This window comes from Microbacterium sp. AB (assembly GCF_032878875.1).
In the GTDB taxonomy this organism is placed as follows: domain Bacteria; phylum Actinomycetota; class Actinomycetes; order Actinomycetales; family Microbacteriaceae; genus Microbacterium; species Microbacterium betulae.
The window spans coordinates 3,511,183-3,528,363 of record NZ_CP118157.1; the positions used below are offsets into that span (position 1 = coordinate 3,511,183).

General features: G+C 72.4%; 13 protein-coding genes. 2 read left to right on the top strand and 11 right to left on the bottom strand.

Annotated elements, in window-relative coordinates; all coding sequences use genetic code 11:
• Positions 1-3: 3 nt before the first annotated feature.
• From N8K70_RS16535 to N8K70_RS16580, 10 genes are read right to left on the bottom strand one after another with little or no spacing between them, the layout of a single operon-like run.
• A complete protein-coding gene (locus N8K70_RS16535) occupies positions 4-1,383 on the bottom strand; it encodes an NtaA/DmoA family FMN-dependent monooxygenase (RefSeq protein ID WP_317139450.1) in 1,380 nt (459 codons plus the stop codon).
• Positions 1,383-2,888 (bottom strand): aldehyde dehydrogenase family protein, encoded by a 1,506-nt coding sequence (locus tag N8K70_RS16540; protein ID WP_317139451.1) that lies wholly within the window; start codon positions 2,886-2,888, stop codon positions 1,383-1,385. Before N8K70_RS16540 ends, N8K70_RS16535 begins: the two co-directional genes overlap by 1 nt.
• Before the next feature lie 20 nt (positions 2,889-2,908).
• Positions 2,909-3,721 (bottom strand): ABC transporter ATP-binding protein, encoded by an 813-nt coding sequence (locus tag N8K70_RS16545; RefSeq protein ID WP_317139452.1) that lies wholly within the window; start codon positions 3,719-3,721, stop codon positions 2,909-2,911.
• On the bottom strand, positions 3,718-4,740 hold the full coding sequence (locus tag N8K70_RS16550) for an ABC transporter substrate-binding protein (protein ID WP_317139453.1): 1,023 nt from the start codon (positions 4,738-4,740) through the stop codon (positions 3,718-3,720). Before N8K70_RS16550 ends, N8K70_RS16545 begins: the two co-directional genes overlap by 4 nt.
• Positions 4,741-4,799: 59 nt before the next feature.
• Complete coding sequence (locus tag N8K70_RS16555) at positions 4,800-6,431, bottom strand: ABC transporter permease (protein ID WP_317139454.1); 1,632 nt, start codon at positions 6,429-6,431, stop codon at positions 4,800-4,802.
• The gene (locus N8K70_RS16560) at positions 6,428-7,807 is read right to left on the bottom strand and encodes a UbiD family decarboxylase (protein ID WP_317139455.1); all 1,380 of its coding nucleotides are present in this window, start codon (positions 7,805-7,807) and stop codon (positions 6,428-6,430) included. Before N8K70_RS16560 ends, N8K70_RS16555 begins: the two co-directional genes overlap by 4 nt.
• On the bottom strand, positions 7,804-9,135 hold the full coding sequence (locus N8K70_RS16565) for an FGGY family carbohydrate kinase (RefSeq protein ID WP_317139456.1): 1,332 nt from the start codon (positions 9,133-9,135) through the stop codon (positions 7,804-7,806). The genes N8K70_RS16560 and N8K70_RS16565 overlap by 4 nt, the downstream gene beginning before the upstream one ends.
• A complete protein-coding gene (locus N8K70_RS16570; RefSeq protein WP_317139457.1) occupies positions 9,132-10,187 on the bottom strand; it encodes a zinc-dependent alcohol dehydrogenase in 1,056 nt (351 codons plus the stop codon). The genes N8K70_RS16565 and N8K70_RS16570 overlap by 4 nt, the downstream gene beginning before the upstream one ends.
• Entirely contained in the window at positions 10,184-11,023 is an 840-nt protein-coding gene (locus tag N8K70_RS16575; protein ID WP_317139458.1) for a class I fructose-bisphosphate aldolase, read from the bottom strand. Before N8K70_RS16575 ends, N8K70_RS16570 begins: the two co-directional genes overlap by 4 nt.
• The gene (locus N8K70_RS16580; RefSeq protein WP_317139459.1) at positions 11,020-11,763 is read right to left on the bottom strand and encodes a GntR family transcriptional regulator; all 744 of its coding nucleotides are present in this window, start codon (positions 11,761-11,763) and stop codon (positions 11,020-11,022) included. The genes N8K70_RS16575 and N8K70_RS16580 overlap by 4 nt, the downstream gene beginning before the upstream one ends.
• A 220-nt stretch (positions 11,764-11,983) precedes the next feature.
• Between N8K70_RS16580 and N8K70_RS16585 the strand changes: the two genes are divergently transcribed.
• Both N8K70_RS16585 and N8K70_RS16590 read left to right on the top strand, forming a co-directional pair.
• Complete coding sequence (locus tag N8K70_RS16585) at positions 11,984-13,366, top strand: amidohydrolase (protein WP_317139460.1); 1,383 nt, start codon at positions 11,984-11,986, stop codon at positions 13,364-13,366.
• A gap of 116 nt (positions 13,367-13,482) precedes the next feature.
• Entirely contained in the window at positions 13,483-15,192 is a 1,710-nt protein-coding gene (locus N8K70_RS16590; protein WP_317139461.1) for a long-chain-fatty-acid--CoA ligase, read from the top strand.
• 19 nt (positions 15,193-15,211) lie between these two features.
• Here the strand turns inward: N8K70_RS16590 and N8K70_RS16595 are convergent, their stop codons facing one another.
• On the bottom strand, positions 15,212-17,176 hold the full coding sequence (locus N8K70_RS16595) for a BCCT family transporter (protein ID WP_317139462.1): 1,965 nt from the start codon (positions 17,174-17,176) through the stop codon (positions 15,212-15,214).
• Between the last annotated feature and the right edge of the window lie 5 nt (positions 17,177-17,181).

Below are 17,181 nucleotides of genomic sequence, written 5' to 3' on the forward strand. Positions count from 1 at the left end.
TTGTCAGCGGGCGCCGTCGAGCTGGCGCCGGCGGACGGGATGGGTGGGGTCGAGACGGGCCTTTCCCGTGAACCGGTGGCGCAGCGTCGGTCCGGCGGGGGTCGTCCCCGCCCGCCCGCGCTCGACGAGGATCGGCAGCACGAGCCCGATGACGTCCTCATAGGCCCCGGGTCCGCCGAAGGTGGGCTCGAGCATGATGCCGTCGATACCGGCGCCGTCGACGATCCGCTCGATCTCGTCGGCGACCTCGGCGGGCGAGCCCGTCACCTGGAAGCCCCGCATCGCCTTCGTGCGGAATCCGTCGAGGACGCCGCGGACGCGCGCGTCGGGATCGGTGCGCAGGTAGTGCTCGAGGAGCGTGCGCCCCTGGTCGGTGGACAGGTCGGCTATGCGCGTGTCGGGGTCGATGCGCGTGAGGTCGATGCCGGTCAGCCCTGCGAAGATCACGCCCGCGTCTCCGTAGGCGAGGAGCGCCTCGTACTCGGCCCGCTTGGCCCGCGCCTCCGCGGTCGTCGGCGCGACCGTGACCGTCATGCCCGTCACGACCGACACGGTCCGGGGATCGCGGCCATGTGCCTCGGCCTGCGCGCGGATGTCGTCGACGTGCGCCTTGGCGGAGGCGATCGACTGCCCCTGCACGAAGACGGCCTCGGCGTTGCGCGCCGCGAACGCGCGTCCGCGGGACGAGGTGCCGGCCTGGAAGAGCACGGGCGTGCGCTGCGGCGTCGGGGGGACCGCGAAGACGCCGTCCGTCCCGTGGAACTCGCCCCGCACCTCGACGCGGTGCAGCCCTGCGGGCTCGGCGAAGACGTTGCGCGCCCGGTCCTTGACGAGCGCGTCGTCGTCCCATCCGGTCTCCCACAGCGCGAGGCACGTGTCGATGAACTCGTCCGCGGCGTCGTAGCGGCGATCGTGCGCGAGACGGTCGGTCAGCCCGAACAGCTCGTCCGTCGTCGCCTGCGAGCTCCCGGTGACGACGTTCCACCCGATCCGGCCGTCGGTGAAGCGGTCGAGCGTCGCGAACCGGCGGGCCGTGCCGTAGGCGCGCTCGACCGTCGTGGGGGAGGTGACGACGAAGCCGAGACGCTCCGTCTCCCGCGCGAGCGCGGCGATCGCGAGCATCGGGTCGACGGCGGGGAACTGGATGCCGTGCGCGGCGACCTCGTCGGGCATGACGCCGTCGAGCGTGGCGTAGCCGTAGGTGTCGGCGAAGAAGAGGAAGTCGAACCCGGCCGCGTCGAGCGTCCGCGCCAGGCCGGCCCAGTAGTCGACGGAGTCCCATCCGTCCGCTCGTCCGAGCGGGTGCGTCCACGTCGGCATCCCCGTCGAGGGGTTCATCATCTCGAACGCGCCGAACAGGATCGGCCCTCGTGCATCGCTCATCAGATCACCATCACCACGGACTTGGTCTCCAGGTAGTTCTCCAGGCCGTGCGGCCCGTTCTCGTAGCCCCATCCCGACTCCTTGTGCCCGCCCTTGACGAGCTCCGGCCCGAGGAAGGAGTGGCAGTTGACCCAGACGGTCCCCGACTCGAGCGCCGCCGAGACGCGATGGGCGTTCGAGAGCCCCTCCGTCCAGACGCTCGCGGCGAGGCCGTAGGCGGAGTCGTTCGCCCATGCCACGACCTCGTCGAGGTCGTCGAAGGGGGTCACGACGGCGACGGGGCCGAAGATCTCCTCGCGCATGAGCCGCATGTCGTTCGTGACGCCCGTCACCACCGTGGGCGGGAAGAACGTCCCGGCGTCGCCGACACGGGCGCCTCCCGTCACGACGCGTGCGCCCTGCGCCGTCCCCTCGTCGAGGAAGCCCTCCACCCGCTCCGCCTGGGCGGGGCTCACGAGCGGGCCGAGGTCGGCGTCGGGGTCGAGGCCGTGGCCGAGGCGCAGCCCCTCGCCGAACGCGGCCATCCCCGCGACGACCTCGTCGTAGACGTCGCGGTGCGCGTACACCCGGGCGCTCGCGACGCACACCTGCCCGCCGTTGTCGAAGATGCCGCGCGAGACGCCGTCGATCGCGGCCGGGAGGTCGGCGTCGGGGAGGACGATCGACGGCGACTTGCCGCCGAGCTCGAGGGTGAGCCGCTTGAGGGTGCCGGCCGCGGAGGTCACGAGGCGCTTGCCGACCGCCGTCGAGCCCGTGAAGGCGACCTTGTCGACGCGGGGATGGTCGGCGAGCGCCTGCCCCGCCTCGGCGCCGTACCCGGGGAGGATGTTCACGACGCCGTCTGGCAGGCCCGCCTCCTGCAGCAGCCTGCCGAGGTAGAGGGCCGTGAGCGGGGTGTTCTCGGCGGGCTTGAGCACGATCGTGCAGCCCGCGGCGAGCGCGGGCGCGAGCTTCATGGAGGCCATGAGGAGCGGCGAGTTCCACGGCACGATGGCCGCGACGACGCCGACGGGCTCGCGGCTCGTGTAGGCGAACACCTCCTTGCCCGCCGGCGTGCGGCTGAGCGAGGTCGGCACCGTCTGCCCGAGGATCTTCGTCGGCCATCCCGCGTAGTACCGGAACTGGCCGATCGCGGCCGGGACCTCCCCGAAGCGCGACGTCCGCCAGTTCTTGCCCTGGTCGAGGCTCTCGAGCTGGGCGAGGTCGTCGAGGTGCTCTTGGAGGAGATCCGCGACGGCCCGGAGGATCCGTTCCCGCTCCATGGGCGAGATGCGCGCCCATGGGCCGCGCAGGGCACGGCGGGCGGCGGCGACTGCGAGGTCGACGTCGGCCGCGCGAGCGCGCGCGACCTCGGCGATCGCCTCCCCGGTGGCCGGATCGTGCGTCGCGAACGTCTCGCCGGCCTGCGCGGGCCGCCAGACGCCGTCGATGAGCAGGCCGTGAGGGCCGTCGGCGAGGAAGCGCGCGACGCGCTCTCGCAGCGGGCCGGGGGTCGGGATGGGCATGGGGTCGCTCCTCGGGGGGTTCATGCGGCCTCGACCCCCTGCGCCCCGCCTCCGAAGAGGAGGGACGAGAGGCGATCGTGCAGCTCGTGGAATCGCGCCGAGCGCATCATCTCCGCGGTGCGCGGGCGCGGCAGGTCGATGTCGACGACCTCGACGATGCGCCCGGGACGCGCGCTCATGACGGCGACCCGGTCGGAGAGCAGGATGGCCTCGCCGATGCCGTGCGTCACCATGAGCGTCGTGGGGTGCGAGGCCATCCAGATGCGCTGGAGCTCGAGGTTGAGTCGCTGTCTCGTCATGTCGTCCAGCGCGCCGAAGGGCTCGTCGAGCAGGAGGATGCGCGGCTCGTTCACGAGGGCGCGCGCGATGGCGGCGCGCTGGCGCATGCCGCCGGAGAGCTGCGACGGCCGCGCCCTCTCGAAGCCGCGGAGGCCGACGAGATCGATGAGTCCCTCGACGACGGCGGGGTCGGCGCGCACGCCTGCGACGTCGCGGGGGAAGGCGATGTTCCTCGCGACGGAGCGCCAGGGCAGCAGTGCCGGCTCCTGGAAGGCGATCCCGATGCTGTGGTCCTTCTGCATCTCGTGCGGGGAGCGCTCGCCGACGCGGGTCGTCCCGGTCGTGGGATCCTCCAGTCCCGCCAGGATGCGCAGGACGGTGGACTTGCCGCAACCGGAGGGACCGAGGAGGGAGGTGAAGCTCCCCTCCTCCGTCGACAGGTCGACCCTCTCGAGCGCGTCGACCGTCCGACGTCCCGTGCGGAACGCCTTGGACAGCCCGGCGATCTCGATGCCCGTCATCCGTCCCATCCCTCCGGTTGCGGCCGTGCTCATCGGAGGAGGTCCTGGACGGACGTGTCGAAGAGCTCGTCGACCGAGATCTCGATGCCGCCCAGCCCGAGCGTCTCGACCGTGCCGGCCATCCGCTCGTCGCTCATCAGGAGCGGCGCCTCCTGTCCCTCCGGCATGACGAGCTCGGCCATCGCCTCGACCTCGAGCGTCTGGTGGTCGACGCTGAGGCCTTGGTCGGAGCCGTACTCGTTCACAGCGAGGTCCGCCGCCGCCGCCGGGTCCTCGAACATGTCGAGGTATCCCCGCTGCGACGCGCGGAGGAACGAGGCGAGCAGCTCGGGCTCGTTCGCGATGGTCTCCTCCGTGGCGAAGATCGTGTCGGTGAGCACCTCGAACCCGTAGTCGGCGAAGAGCATCGTGTACGTGTCGATGCCCTGCACGTTGAGCTGAGCGGGCTCGTTGATCGAATACACGACCTGGCCGTCGACCTCGCCGTTCGCGACGGGCGAGGGATCGAACTGCACGGGCACGATCTCGAGCGCGGACGGATCGATGCCGTTGATCTGGAGGAACGTCTCGAACTGAGTCTGGTTCGATGCCGCGACGCCGATCCGCTTGCCGATCATGTCCTCGGGCGTCTCGATGGGCGAGTCGGCGAGGCTCACGATGCTGAAGGGCGACTGCTGGAACGCGGCGCCGATGATCTTGAGGGGTGCGCCCGCGTTGATCGCCGAGGCGACGACCTCGGCGCTCGCGTTCCCGACGGTCGCCGTGCCTGCCGTCACGACCGTGTCGGGGGACACGTTGGGGCCGCCGGGCAGCCACTCGAAGGCGATGCCCTCGTCTTCGTAGTAGCCCTCCGCGTCGGCGATCCAGTTCGCACCCCATTCCACCGTGGGAAGCCATCCGATCTGATAGGTGAGCTCCTGCGACGCGGCGCCGTCGTCGGTGTCGTCGGAGGGGGAGCCGGCGGTCGACACGGAGCAGGCGGTGAGGGTGAGCGCTGCTGCCGCCGCGAGGCCGGCGAACGCGCCGAGGCGGCGCGAGGCGGTGGTCTTCATGGGGATTCCTTCGGGTGGAGTGCGAGTGAGGACGGTGGAGCGGATGGTGCGGTGGAGCATCAGCCGCCCAGACGCCGCAGCACGGCGGACTCGGCGACGGTCGCGAGGGCGTAGAGCCCGAGCGACACCAGGACGGTCGCGGCGACCGACGACCACACGAAGAGGTAGTCGGCTGCTGCCGCGGCCCGAAGCATGTCGGAGCCCAGCCCCTCGCCGGTCGCGAGCCACTCGGCGATGAAGGCGCCGAGCATCGCCGTGGGCGCCGCGACGCGCGCTGCCGCGAGGATGGCGGGGACGGAGGCCGGGAGGAGGATGTGGCGCACGGCGCTCAGCGCGCCGCCGCCGTTCACGGTCACGAGGTCGCGCCCGGCGCGAGGCGCCCTGTCCATCGCCCCCGAGATCGTCACGTAGCTGGGGAGGAAGGCCACGAGGCCTGCGATGAAGACCACCACGCCGAGGCCGCGGCCGAAGAGCAGCACGAACAGCGGTGTCATCGCCACGAGGGGCACCGCTCGCATGGCGATGACGAATGGCGTCGCGATCGACCGGACGGGGCGGCTGACCGACGTCGCCGCCGCCGCGAGGACGGCGGCGAGCGTGCCTGCCGCGTAACCGACGAGGGTGTCTCGCACGGTGACGGCGAGGGAGGATCCGACGACGGCCCGGTTCGTGGATGCCTCGGCTCCCCGGAAGAGGTATGCGGCGACGTCGCCGGGCGTCTTCATGAAGTAGGGGCTCAGCCCGCTGAACGCGACGGCCGCCCACCACACGGCGACGATGAGGGCGAGGCTCAGAGCGGCGGAGCCGAGCGCGACGACGATCCGCCGGACGGGCCCTCCCGCGTGCACGGCGGGAGACGGAAGCGTCTGGATCGCCGTGTGGTGGTTCATCCACGGGACGAGCAGACGCTCGGCGAGCACCGTCGCGATGTAGAACGCCGCCGCGAGCAGGGTCGTGGAGAGGGCGAGTCCCCAGGTGCGGGTGATGTCGAGGGACTGCTGCGCGTACACCATGGCGATGCCGAGGCCCGACTTCGCACCGAGGTACTCGCCCACCACGGCGCCGAGGACCGCGGCGGGCGCCGCGATGCGCAGCCCGGAGAACAGGGAGGGCAGGCTCGCGGGGAGCTGCACGAGCAGCAGACGGCGCATCCGGCCTCCGCCCGAGACGGCCACGAGGTCGAGGGCGGCGGGATCGGCCCCGCGCAGGCCGAGCAGCAGCGCGACGAGGGTCGTGAAGAACACGCCCTGGGCCGAGATCACGATCGAGGCCTGCCCTCCCGGCATGATCGCCGTGAGGATGGGCGCGAGCGCGACGATCGGCAGGCAGTAGAGCGCCACGAAGAGCCGGAAGAAGAGCACCTCGATCGGCCGCACGAGGATGAAGACGGCTGCGGCGAGGACCGCCACGAGGTTGCCCCACGTCCATCCGTACAGGGCCTCGAGCCCCGTCTGCACGACGTTGGGCCACGCGAAGCCGATGTCCTCGACGAAACGCTCGACGACGAGGCTGGGAGCCGGCAGGGCGTACACCCCGGCGAGCACGGTGCGGGAGGCGATCTCCCAGGCGCCGACGACGCCGAGCACGACCGCGGCTGCCGGGAGCGCCCCTCGTACAGCGGCCCATGCGGCCCGGCCCTTCCCCGTCGCGCGGTAGGGCGCGACGGCGGATGCCGGTGTCGGAGCGGTCATCGCAGGCCTCCCGCCGCATCGGCGAGCAGGGCGGCCGCACGACGGCGTGCCTCCGCAGAGATCTCGATGGGCGCGGCCGTGAACGGCTGCGTGCGGGTCGCGTCGATCGCCAGCCGTGAAGTCGTCCCCTGGGGGTCGGCGGAGGGATCGAGGGCGCTGCCCGGCAGCCCTCCGACGACGAAGATGTCGCGCTCCGGCTGCATGTGCACCGCCATCGCCCAGAGCACGTCGGCATCCCGTGTGACGTCGATGTCGGCGTCGACCGTCACGACCGTCTTGAGGTACGGATCCCATCCGAGGAGTGCCGTCGCGATCTGCCGCGCCTCGCCGCGGCGCAGCTGGTCGACCGCGACGTAGGCGTGGAAGTGCGTGCCGGACGCGGGGTAGTGCACCCGCACGATCTGCGGGAACCGGCCGCGGAGGGTCGTGACGACATCAGCCTCCCGAGGCAGCCGGCCGAGCGTGAGATGGTCGGCCGAGCGCCCGCCCGTCACGCTGAGGAGCATGGGCGAGCGCCGCATGAGCACGGCGTCGATCTCGAGCACGTCGCGCGTGGAGCGGTCGGACGAGTAGCCGCTGAACTCGCCGAACGGCCCCTCCGCCGCGTCGTCGGCCGGATCGATCGTGCCCTCGACGACGATCTCGGCGTCGGCGGGCACCTCGATCCCGTGCACGGGAGTGGCGACCACCCTCAGCGGCTCGCCGAGGAGCCCGCCCGCGATGTGCCGCTCGTCGACGCTCTCCGCGGCGCGCGCGGAGGCGGCGAGGTGGAAGAGCGGATGAGCGCCGATCACCATCGCGACGGGCATCCGCGTCCCCTCACGCTCGTGACGCCGCAGCATGCGCCAGAGATCGCCCCGCGAATGCAGGCTCAGCGCCAGCCGCGCGCGACCGGCCGGTGTGGCGCGGTGATAGCTCAGGTTCCCGACGCCCGTCTCCGGATCGTCTGCGACGACGACACCGCTGGTGATGTACGGCCCGAGATCGGAGGCGAAGTGCCGGAGCAGAGGCAGCCGGGAGAGATCGACGTCGTCGCCCGCCCTGACCGACGCGAGCACGGCGCCGTCGTCCACGCGAACGGGGGCCAGTGCCTGATCCTGCCGGCGCGCGTACTCCGCATGGAGCTCGTCCTGGCCGACGCCGAGCATCCGGGCGATGCGCTCCCGGCTGGCGAAGACGTTCGTCAGGACGGGGACGTCGACGCCGCCGTCCACCCCGGGTGCGTGCACGACCGGCGACCGGCCCGACCGTTCCAGCTCGTCGACGACGGCCGTGAGCACGCCGTCGGCGCGCACCGGTGCGGCGAGCGCGAGGACGTCGTCGGGGTGCTCGCGCCCGTAATCGGCGAACCAGCTCTGCAGATCCTGTGCCCTCATGCGGCGACCTCCGCGGGGATGCCGGTCGCCCGTGCGGCGACGACGGCGGCGCCGAGCGCAGCGAGCTGACGGTCCGCGAGAGAGAGCACGGGGATCCCGGCGGCCGCCTCGATCCGGGACCGGACGGTGCGGGAGCGGGCACCGCCGCCGGCGAGCACCACGATGTCGGGCGCGGAGTGGGCGGACAGGCGCTCGATCATCCGGATCGCGCCGTCGGCGACGGCGGCCAGCACGGCGAACGCCAGCTCGGCAGGGCCCGTCTCACGCACGAGGCCTTCGATCGATCCCGCGCGGCCCGTGCCCCAGACGTCCATGAACGGCGTGTCGATCGCGAGCGACGCATCGGACACGCGGGCGCCCGCGAGCGCGTCGAGCTCCTCCGCACGGCAACGGAGGAGCCCGCACAGCCAGTCGACCTGGAACATGCCCGTGCCGTCTCCGCCCTCGACCGCACGCGATCCCGGGGCGGAGAGGTCGCCGCGCAGCACCTCGTAGGTGAGGTCTCCGGCGAGCCGCGCGGCGACGCCGGGGGCGGAGACGACGCTGGTAACAGTCGTCGTGGAGAGGGAGGCAAGGAGCACGCGCGAGGCGAAGTCGGGCGAGTCGGCGAGACCCCGCAGGGCGACGGGCGTGTCGCCGGGGGCGCTGACGACCGGGATGCCGTGACGCAGTCCGAGCGCATCGGCGGCCTCGGGGAGGAGCCCTCCCACGACCTCGTCGATGGCGACCAGCTCGGGGAGGACGTGCGACAGCCCCAGTGCTCCGAGCAGTTCGCCATCCGGCTCCGCCGTCTCCGCGCGCAGGATGCCGAGACGACGCGCGACGCCCACGCCCATGGCCAGTCGCCCCGTCAGCAGACGGTTGACGGCGTCCTGGGGGCCGACCAGCCGGGAACCGGGCACGGCGACCGTCCGGCGCATGAGGTGGCTCAGCTTCGGCAGCCCGGAGAGGGGGAAGACCGGGCACCCCGTACGAGCGACCGGCGCGGCCCCGACGGCTGCGCGCACCTCGGGCATCGTCTCCAACGAGACGACGTCGAAGTCGGGAAGGACCTCGCTCAGGGGCTCGCCGTCGGCGCCCAGGGCGACGACGGAGCCGCGGATGGCCGCGACGGCCATCGCGCCGACGGCCGCGCGCACCTCGTCGGGGAGATCGCGGACGACGAGCACGAGCGTGCGCCAGTAGGTCTCGAGCGGACGTCGGGCGGGAGGCAGCGCACCGGGGTAGAGACGAGACGCCTCCGCGAGCACCTCGCGGCCCCGCGCCGCCGCGACGCGCACACCGTGGCTCCCCAGGTCGACGCCGAGCGCCACCTCCGCCGCGGTCACGCGGCAGCGCCGATCCTGATCGCGGGCTTGAGCGCGCCCGGCTCCCCGACGGCCTCGAAGGCGTCCGACAGCTCGGCGAGCGCGACGGACGGCGTGCGGATGGCCTCCTCCGCCACAGCTCCCCGCTCCAGGAGGGAGACGGCCTCCGCGGCGTGATGACGCTCGAACCCCACCACGCCGACGATCCGCTGACGCCGGTAGTGCAGCCGGTTGGTGTCGATCGGCGCGGTCCGTCCCGCGGACGCCGAGGAGAAGAGCACGACGCGTCCTCCCGGCGCGAGCGCCTCGAGTCCGCGCAGCGCGGCAGGGACGTGCCCCGCGCCTCCGGCGACGACGAACACGACGTCGACCTCATCGAGCTGCTCCGGGGTGACGCCCGGCGCGCCGTGCGCGGACGCCTGCGCGAGGCGGTCGTCGCGCACGTCGACGCCGACCGCCTGCACGCCCCGGTCGGCGAGCACGTCCAGGTGCAGCAGGCCCATCGCGCCGAGGCCGATCACCGCGGCGCGCTCGCCCGCCCTCAGGCCTGCGGCCTCGACGCTGCAGACGACGTCGGCCAGCGGCTCGACAAGGCTCGCCGCCGCGAAGCCGACGGCAGCGGGGATCGGGATCAGGTTCGCCGCGGGCACGATCGCCCGCTCGCTGAAGCCGCCCGTGATGCCCGTGGTCGCCGCCAGCCCGGCGCAGGCGACGGGGTCGCCTGCGGCCGCGCCGATCCCCAGCAGGCTCGTGCAGAGCCCGGGACGCCCGGTCGTGCACGCCCGGCATGCGCCGCAGCGCAACACGGGGTCGACCGCTGCGCGCATCCCGAGGAGCGCCTCGTCCCCGTCGGAGGTCTCGACGACCGTGCCCGCGAACTCGTGTCCGAGGACGAGCCCCCGCCCGCCCAGGCGTTCGGCGAGCGCGGCGTCGTCCCACTTCTTCACGTCCGTGGGACACAGGCTCGCCGCCTCGACCGCGAGGAGCACGTGACCGGGCCCCGGACGCGGCGTCTCCGCCTCGACGGCGCGCAGGGCGCGATGACCGGAGAGCTCCATCTGCAGATGCGTCATCGCACCGCTCCTCTCGACGCGGCGCGTTCGGCGTCCGTCAGGATCTCCCGCGCGCCGTCGGGGTCGCGGTCGTGGACGACCCGTGCGAGCGCGGAGATCGCCGCGGCCGGGTCGGGCCTCGCCCACACGTTCCTGCCGACGACGACCCCCGTCGCGCCTGCGGCGATCCAGGCGTCGACGTCGCGCACGAACCCCTCGGCCGAGGCGGGCGAGCCCCCGAGCACGAAGACGGGTCCGACGGCGTGCGCGACGATGCCGGCGAGCACGTCGTGGTCGTGCGGAGCATGGATCTTGACGCTGTCGGCGCCGAGCTCCCACGCCACCCGCGCCGAGTGGGCGATCACGGCGTCGTCGTGTCGGGCATCGGCCCCCCACAGGGCGGGCTCGATCATGAGCGGGAGGCCCACGGCGTGCGCCTCCTCCGCGAGCGCCGCGATCATGGCCACGGAGTCGGCGTGCGCGGCGGCGTCGCCGACGGCGATGGGAAGCACGACCTTGCCCGATGTCGCCCCCTGTCCGAGCGCCGTCGCGGGCGAGAGCGCACGGCGGTGGGCGAGCAGCGGGCCGTGTCCGCCGGGGGTGTCGGAGAAGATCGGTGCGTCGAGCGCCGTCACGAGCGCCGGCGCGCCGGGACGGATGAGGCGTGGGCCGGCCGCGCGCGAGAGGCCGGGGCCGAGCAGGAGGCCCTGCGCGCTGCTCGCCCCGAGCGTGTCGAGGATCCCCGGAACGTCCTCGCCGCCCTCGGGCGCCCCGCCCCCGCCGTGGTCGAACGCGACCATGACGGAGCGCCCGGAGGGAGCGAGCAGCGACATGGTGCGGATGGCGCAGCCGTTCACGGGTTCCTCCAGAGCGAGACGGTGGGCTGGTGGCGGTCGGGGCGGATCCAGGTCTCCGCGATGTCGACGACGGTGCGATCGTCGAGCCCGAAGGTGACCTGGCTCAGATGCGTCAGAGGCGTGCCGGGTGCCACCCGCAGCAGTCCGGCGAGCTCGGCGTCGGCGGCGCGCGCGGCGAAGGTGAGGTCGCTGCGCCCGAGCGCGAGGCCGAAGTCGAGCTCGAGCACGCGGTAGAGCGACCGACCGTCCAGAGCCGTCGTCGTGAGCGTCGGCGCGAGCGCCGTCGGGATGCAGTTGTGCAGGACCGAGACGGGCTCCCCGTTCGCGCTGCGCAGTCTGCGCAGCTGCACGGCAGGACCGTTCTCGGGGCGTGCTCCCCACGATCCGGGCTCCCGCATGTGCCTCCCCAGCACCCTCGTCTCGAACTCCATGCCCGCGGCGGTCATCCGCTCGCCGAGCGACTCGAACGTGCGCCCGCGACCTCCGGCCTTCTCCGGAGAGACGAAGGTGCCGAGACCCTGCCGCTGCACGACATGGCCTGTCCTCACCAGATCCGTGAAGGCACGGCGCAGCGTGCCGCGCGCGACGCCGATGTCGGCGGCGAGCTCGGGTTCCGACTTGAACTGCTGGCCGTTTCCCCACAGGCCCGAGTCGATGCGCCGACGCACCTCGCCCGCGATCCGCTCGTACAGCGGGTCGACGCCGTCCGGCACACCCGTCAGGGTCAGCAACGGTTCCATCGTCCTCCTCGGCTCGCGTCTTCTGGCAGCGACTCTAGATGTGGACAACCATGGATGTCTATATGCGTCGGCAGGGCCCGAGATGTCACTATTTATGCTGATTTATCAGGGATTTCATACATGAATGAGACGAGTCGGCGGATGTTAAGCCTGTGTAAAACCCTCGTTTCGCGCTGCCTCGCCGGGCGACTCCGACCCCGCCCGCCCCGAGACTGAGGGCATGCCCTCAGCCGCCCCTCTCCTGCTCGTCCCCGACCACGTCGTGACGATGGACGACACCCGCACCGTGCTGTCGGACGCCGCCGTCCTCGTGCGCGGGGACACGATCGATGCCGTCGGCCCCTCCGACGAGCTCGCACGGGCGCATCCGCACGCGCGCCGCCTGGACCTGCCCGACCGCCTGCTCATGCCGGGGCTGGTGAACGCCCACCACCACTCCGGCCTGCTGCGCGGCACGGCCGAGCACCTGCCGGTGTGGGAGTGGCTCCGTCTCCACATCGACCCGATGCACCGCGTGCTGCGCCCCGACGAGGCGGAGGCCGCGGCCTGGCTCTGCTACGCGGAGGGCCTGCTCGGCGGCACGACGACCGTCGTGGACATGTGGCGGTACATGGAGGGCGCCGCCCGGGCGGCGTCGGCTCTCGGCAACCGCGTCGTCACCGTCAACTACGTCGGCGCGCACCCCGACTTCGACTACTTCGACACCCTCGACGACAACGAGCGGATGCTGCGCGAGTGGACCGGCGCCGCGAACGGCCGGATCATGCCGTGGGTCGGGCTGGAGCACCCGTTCTACGCCGACGAGGCGGGCCAGAGGCGGGCGATCGCGATGGCCCGCGACTACGACACGGGGCTCTACACGCACTGCAGCGAGTCGGAGATCGAGCTGGCCGACTTCGACGCGCGTCACGGCGCGCGCCCCATGATCGCCCTCGACAGGCTGGGGTTCTTCGACGCGCCGCGCGCCATGATCGCGCACGCCGTCTGGCTCGACGACGACGAGGTGGGGCTCATCGCCGAGCGCGGCGTGGGCGTCTCGCACAACCCCGTGTCGAACATGAAGCTCGCGAGCGGCATGGCCCCCGTCGCCGAGATGCTCGCGGCGGGCGTCGCGGTCGGCATCGGCACGGACGGCGAGAAGGAGAACAACAACCTCGACATGTTCGAGGAGATGAAGGTGGCCTCGCTGCTCGGCAAGCTGCGCACGATGGACGCCGCCGCCATGGACTCCTGGCAGGTGCTCGAGATGGCCACCCGGGGAGGCGCCCGCGCGATCGGTCGGGGCGACGAGCTCGGAGCGATCGCCGCCGGGCGCAAGGCCGACCTCGTCGCCGTGCGCACCGACACTCCGCGGATGACGCCCCTGCTCGCGGACGGGGCGCACGCCAACCTGCACCACAACCTCGTCCACGCCGTGCGGGGGTCGGACGTCGACCTCACGATGGTCGACGGGGACGTCGTCGTGCGGGACGGACGGCTCGTGAACGCCGATCTCGGCGAGATCATCGCCCGCGTACGCGCGCTCGCACCGGGTCTGTTCGAGCGCCGGCGCGCGTACCTCGAGTCCGTCGGCGAGCTCGAGGGCCTGTACGGGGAGCGCTGAGCGTCGCGGCGAGGGACGCGGAGACGACCGGTGCGGCCCGGGGCGGCGCACCCGGCCGGCGCGAAGGCGCCGCGGATACCCTGGAGGGACTGCCCATCTCTCCTCGGGAGTCCCGCATGACCTCTTCGTCCCCCTACGCCTCGCGCCCGTGGCTGTCCGCCTACCCCTCGGACGTGCCCGCCGAGATCGGCGACGTGACGGAGACGCTCAGCGATCTGGTCGAGGCGAGCGGGAGGAGGTACGCGCGCAAGCCCGCGCTGGAGTTCTTCGGCGCGGTGACCACCTACGCCCAGCTGCGGAAGGCGATCGACCGCGTCGCGCACGGGCTGCGCCGCCTGGGCGTGAAGAGGGGCGACAGGGTCGCCCTCATCCTCCCGAACTGCCCGCAGCACGTGATCGGGTTCTACGCCGTGCTGCGACTCGGCGCCGTGGTGGTCGAGCACAATCCGCTGTACACGACGCGCGAGCTGCGGCATCAGTTCGAGGACCACGGCGCACGCTTCGCGATCGTGTGGGACAAGGTCTACGACACCGTCGCGGACTTCCCCCACGACCTGCAGCTGGATGCGATCGTCAGCGTCGACGTCACGCGCGCGCTGCCCCTGACGAAGCGGATCGCGCTCCGTCTCCCCCTCCCGAAGGCCCGAGCGACCCGCGCGAGGCTCACGGCGCGCCCGTCTGCTCGCCGCGTCCTCGCGTGGGAGCAGGTCGCGGGCGACCGACCGATCTCGTCCAGGGTCGCCCGGCCCGGGATCGACGACGTCGCGGTGCTGCAGTACACGAGCGGCACGACCGGGTCCCCCAAGGGCGCGATGCTGACGCACCGCAACCTGCGGGCGAACGCGATGCAGGGGAGGGCGTGGGTCCCCGGCCTGCGCGAGGGAGCCGAGACGTTCTACGGCGTGCTCCCCCTGTTCCACGCCTACGGGATGACGCTCTGCCTCACGTTCGCGATGAGCATCGGCGCGAAGCTGGTCCTGTTCCCGACGTTCGACGCCGATCTCGTGGCGCAGGCCGCGCGCACGAGCCCGCCGACGTTCCTCCCCGCCGTTCCCCCGATCTACGACCAGCTCACGCGCACGGCGTCGCGGGGATCCCTCGACCTCGGCAGCGTCCGCTTCGCGATCTCGGGGGCGATGAGCCTCCCGCCGTCGACCATCGCCCGCTGGGAGGAGGCCAGCGGCGGCCTCCTCGTCGAGGGATACGGGATGACCGAGACGTCGCCCATCACCCTGGGCAACCCGATGGGGCCCACGCGCCGACCGGGCACCGTGGGTGTGCCCTTCCCCAGCACCGACATCCGGATCGCGGACCCGGCCGACCCCACGGCCGACCTGCCGCCGGGAGAGGCCGGGGAGCTGCTCGTGCGGGGGCCGCAGGTGTTCTCCGGATACTGGCGGCGGCCCGCGGAGACCCGGGAGATCCTGCTGGAAGGCGGATGGCTGCGCACGGGCGACATCGCGACGGTGTCGGACGACGGCTTCGTGACGATCGTCGACCGGCTCAAGGAGCTCATCATCACGGGCGGCTTCAACGTCTCGCCCAGCGAGGTGGAGGAGACGCTCCTCGCGCACCCCGACGTCGCCGAGGCGGCCGTCGTCGCGCTCCCCCGCGCCCAGGGCGGCGAGTCGGTCGCCGCCGCCGTCGTGCTGCGCCCGGGAGCGGCGCCGACCGCCGACGGGATCCGGGACTTCTGCCGCGCGCACCTGGCGGCGTACAAGATCCCGCGGCGCGTGGTGTTCGTCGAGGAGCTCCCCCGCTCGCTCATCGGCAAGGTGCTGCGCCGCGAGGTGCGCGAGCGGATCCTCGCCTCCGGCCGGAGCTGACCGGAGGCGAGGACCGCCGTCACGACCGGGGAGGCGTCCCCTCGGAGCGGGCGCCGGGAGCCGCGGACGGGCGGGGCGCGTCCGGCTCGTCCTCGTCGGCGGCGCCCTCGTCGGCCTCCTGCGCCTGCACGGCGATCGCCTCCGTCTTGGCGTAGAGCTCCGTGAGCTCCTCGTCGACCACGGGGTCGACCCACGCGAGGTCGTCCGACGCGTGGTCGTACGGGGCGGGGACGAGCGCGAAGTCGCCGCCGTACTCCTCCAGCCCGGTGCGCACGCTGTGCCGGACGGCGCGCTCCGCGTACACGTCGCGCAGGATGAGCGGATCGCGGCGGAGGTCCTTCATGAACGCGATCATCATGAACGCCATGATGACCGCGAACGGCAGCGCCGCGATGATCGTCACGTTCTGGAGGGCGGTGAGACCGCTGCCCTCCCGCCCTCCCGCGACGAGCAGCACGCCGGCGATGACGCCGACGAGCGACCCCCACACGATCGTGACCCACCGGGTCGGCTCCGGATTGCCGCGCTGCGACAGGGTGCCCATGACGAGGGACGCGGAATCCGCCCCGGTGACGAAGAAGATCGCGACGAGCAGGCCGAGCACGACGACCGTGATCCCGGACAGCGGCAGATCGGCGAGCACGCCGAAGAGCACGCTCTCGGGCGGATCGGTCTCGAGGCCGGCTCCGTTCATCTGCTGATCGATCGCGGTCGTCCCGAAGATGGCGAACCAGACGAAGGAGATGACGGACGGCACGAGCACGACGACGGCGACGAACTGCCGCAGGGTCCTCCCGCGCGAGATCTTCGCGATGAACATCCCGACGAAGGGCGACCAGGAGATCCACCAGGCCCAGTAGAAGATGGTCCACCCCGACAGGAACGTCTGGACCTCCTCGCCCTGGGAGTTCGATCGCGCCGCCATCGTCGTGAACTCGGTGAGGAACTGCGCGCCGACCGACGGGATGATGTTGACGATGAGCATCGTCGGGCCGACGAAGAACACGAAGAACGCCAGGAGGAGCGCCACGACGGCGTTGATGTTCGACAGGGCGCGGATGCCCCGGGAGACGCCCGACACGGCCGACGCGATGAACGCCGCCGTCAGGACGGCGATGACGCCGATGAGGAGGCCGTTGCCCACCTGGCCGAGCCCCGTGACGAGCTCGACGCCGTGCCCGATCTGCAGGGCGCCGAGGCCCAGGGAGGCGGCCGTGCCGAAGAGGGTGACGATGATCGAGAAGACGTCGATGGTCCGCCCGATCGGCCCCGTGGTCCGCTTCTCGCCGAGCAGGGGCGCGAAGATCGACGAGATGAGCGGAGTACGGCCCCTGCGATAGGCGCCGTACGCGATCGCGCCGCCGACGAGCGCGTAGAACGCCCATGCCTGCGGCCCCCAGTGGTAGAGCACCTGGGTGAGCGCGGTGTGCATCGCCTCCACGGTGCCGGCCTCGGCCGTGCCCGGCGGCGGGCTCTCGAAGAAGGTCAGCGGCTCGGCGGCGCCCCAGAACACCAGGCCGATGCCCATGCCCGCGGCGAACAGCATCGAAATCCAGGAGAACAGCGAGAACTCCGGCTCCTCGTCGTCGCGCCCCAGACGGATGCGGCCGAACCGGCTGAACCCGACGTACAGCATGAAGACGAGCACGACCGTCGCGATGACGGTGAAGAGGACGCCGAAGTACTCGATGACCCACCCGAGGACGTCCGAGGCCGTGCCGGCGAGGTTCTCGCCCGCGACGACGCCCCACGCGATGAAGGCGATCGTCGCGGCGACGGCGACGCCGAACACGAGGCGATCCGTGCGGAAGTCGCGGCCGGTCTGCTCGACGCCGATGCCGGGGATGAGTGCGGGATGGACGCCGTCGGGAGCGGGGTCGGCGATGTCCTTCGCGATCCTCTTCGCCGTCTCCATCGCGCGGTCTCCCGCGCCGTGTCCGCTCGGATGGTCGCGTTCGGACGGTCGGTTGTCGAATTCGGTCATCCCTC

Bases quoted from the DNA above. Each gene is read 5' to 3' on its own strand.
- N8K70_RS16585 (WP_317139460.1), top strand. From the start codon at position 11,984: ATGCCCTCAGCCGCCCCTCTCCTGCTCGTCCCCGACCACGTCGTGACG.
- N8K70_RS16550 (WP_317139453.1), bottom strand. From the start codon at position 4,740: ATGAAGACCACCGCCTCGCGCCGCCTCGGCGCGTTCGCCGGCCTCGCG.
- N8K70_RS16540 (WP_317139451.1), bottom strand. From the start codon at position 2,888: ATGCCCATCCCGACCCCCGGCCCGCTGCGAGAGCGCGTCGCGCGCTTC.
- N8K70_RS16570 (WP_317139457.1), bottom strand. From the start codon at position 10,187: ATGACGCATCTGCAGATGGAGCTCTCCGGTCATCGCGCCCTGCGCGCC.
- N8K70_RS16595 (WP_317139462.1), bottom strand. From the start codon at position 17,176: ATGACCGAATTCGACAACCGACCGTCCGAACGCGACCATCCGAGCGGA.
- N8K70_RS16545 (WP_317139452.1), bottom strand. From the start codon at position 3,721: ATGAGCACGGCCGCAACCGGAGGGATGGGACGGATGACGGGCATCGAG.
- N8K70_RS16590 (WP_317139461.1), top strand. From the start codon at position 13,483: ATGACCTCTTCGTCCCCCTACGCCTCGCGCCCGTGGCTGTCCGCCTAC.
- N8K70_RS16560 (WP_317139455.1), bottom strand. From the start codon at position 7,807: ATGAGGGCACAGGATCTGCAGAGCTGGTTCGCCGATTACGGGCGCGAG.
- N8K70_RS16580 (WP_317139459.1), bottom strand. From the start codon at position 11,763: ATGGAACCGTTGCTGACCCTGACGGGTGTGCCGGACGGCGTCGACCCG.
- N8K70_RS16555 (WP_317139454.1), bottom strand. From the start codon at position 6,431: ATGACCGCTCCGACACCGGCATCCGCCGTCGCGCCCTACCGCGCGACG.
- N8K70_RS16535 (WP_317139450.1), bottom strand. From the start codon at position 1,383: ATGAGCGATGCACGAGGGCCGATCCTGTTCGGCGCGTTCGAGATGATG.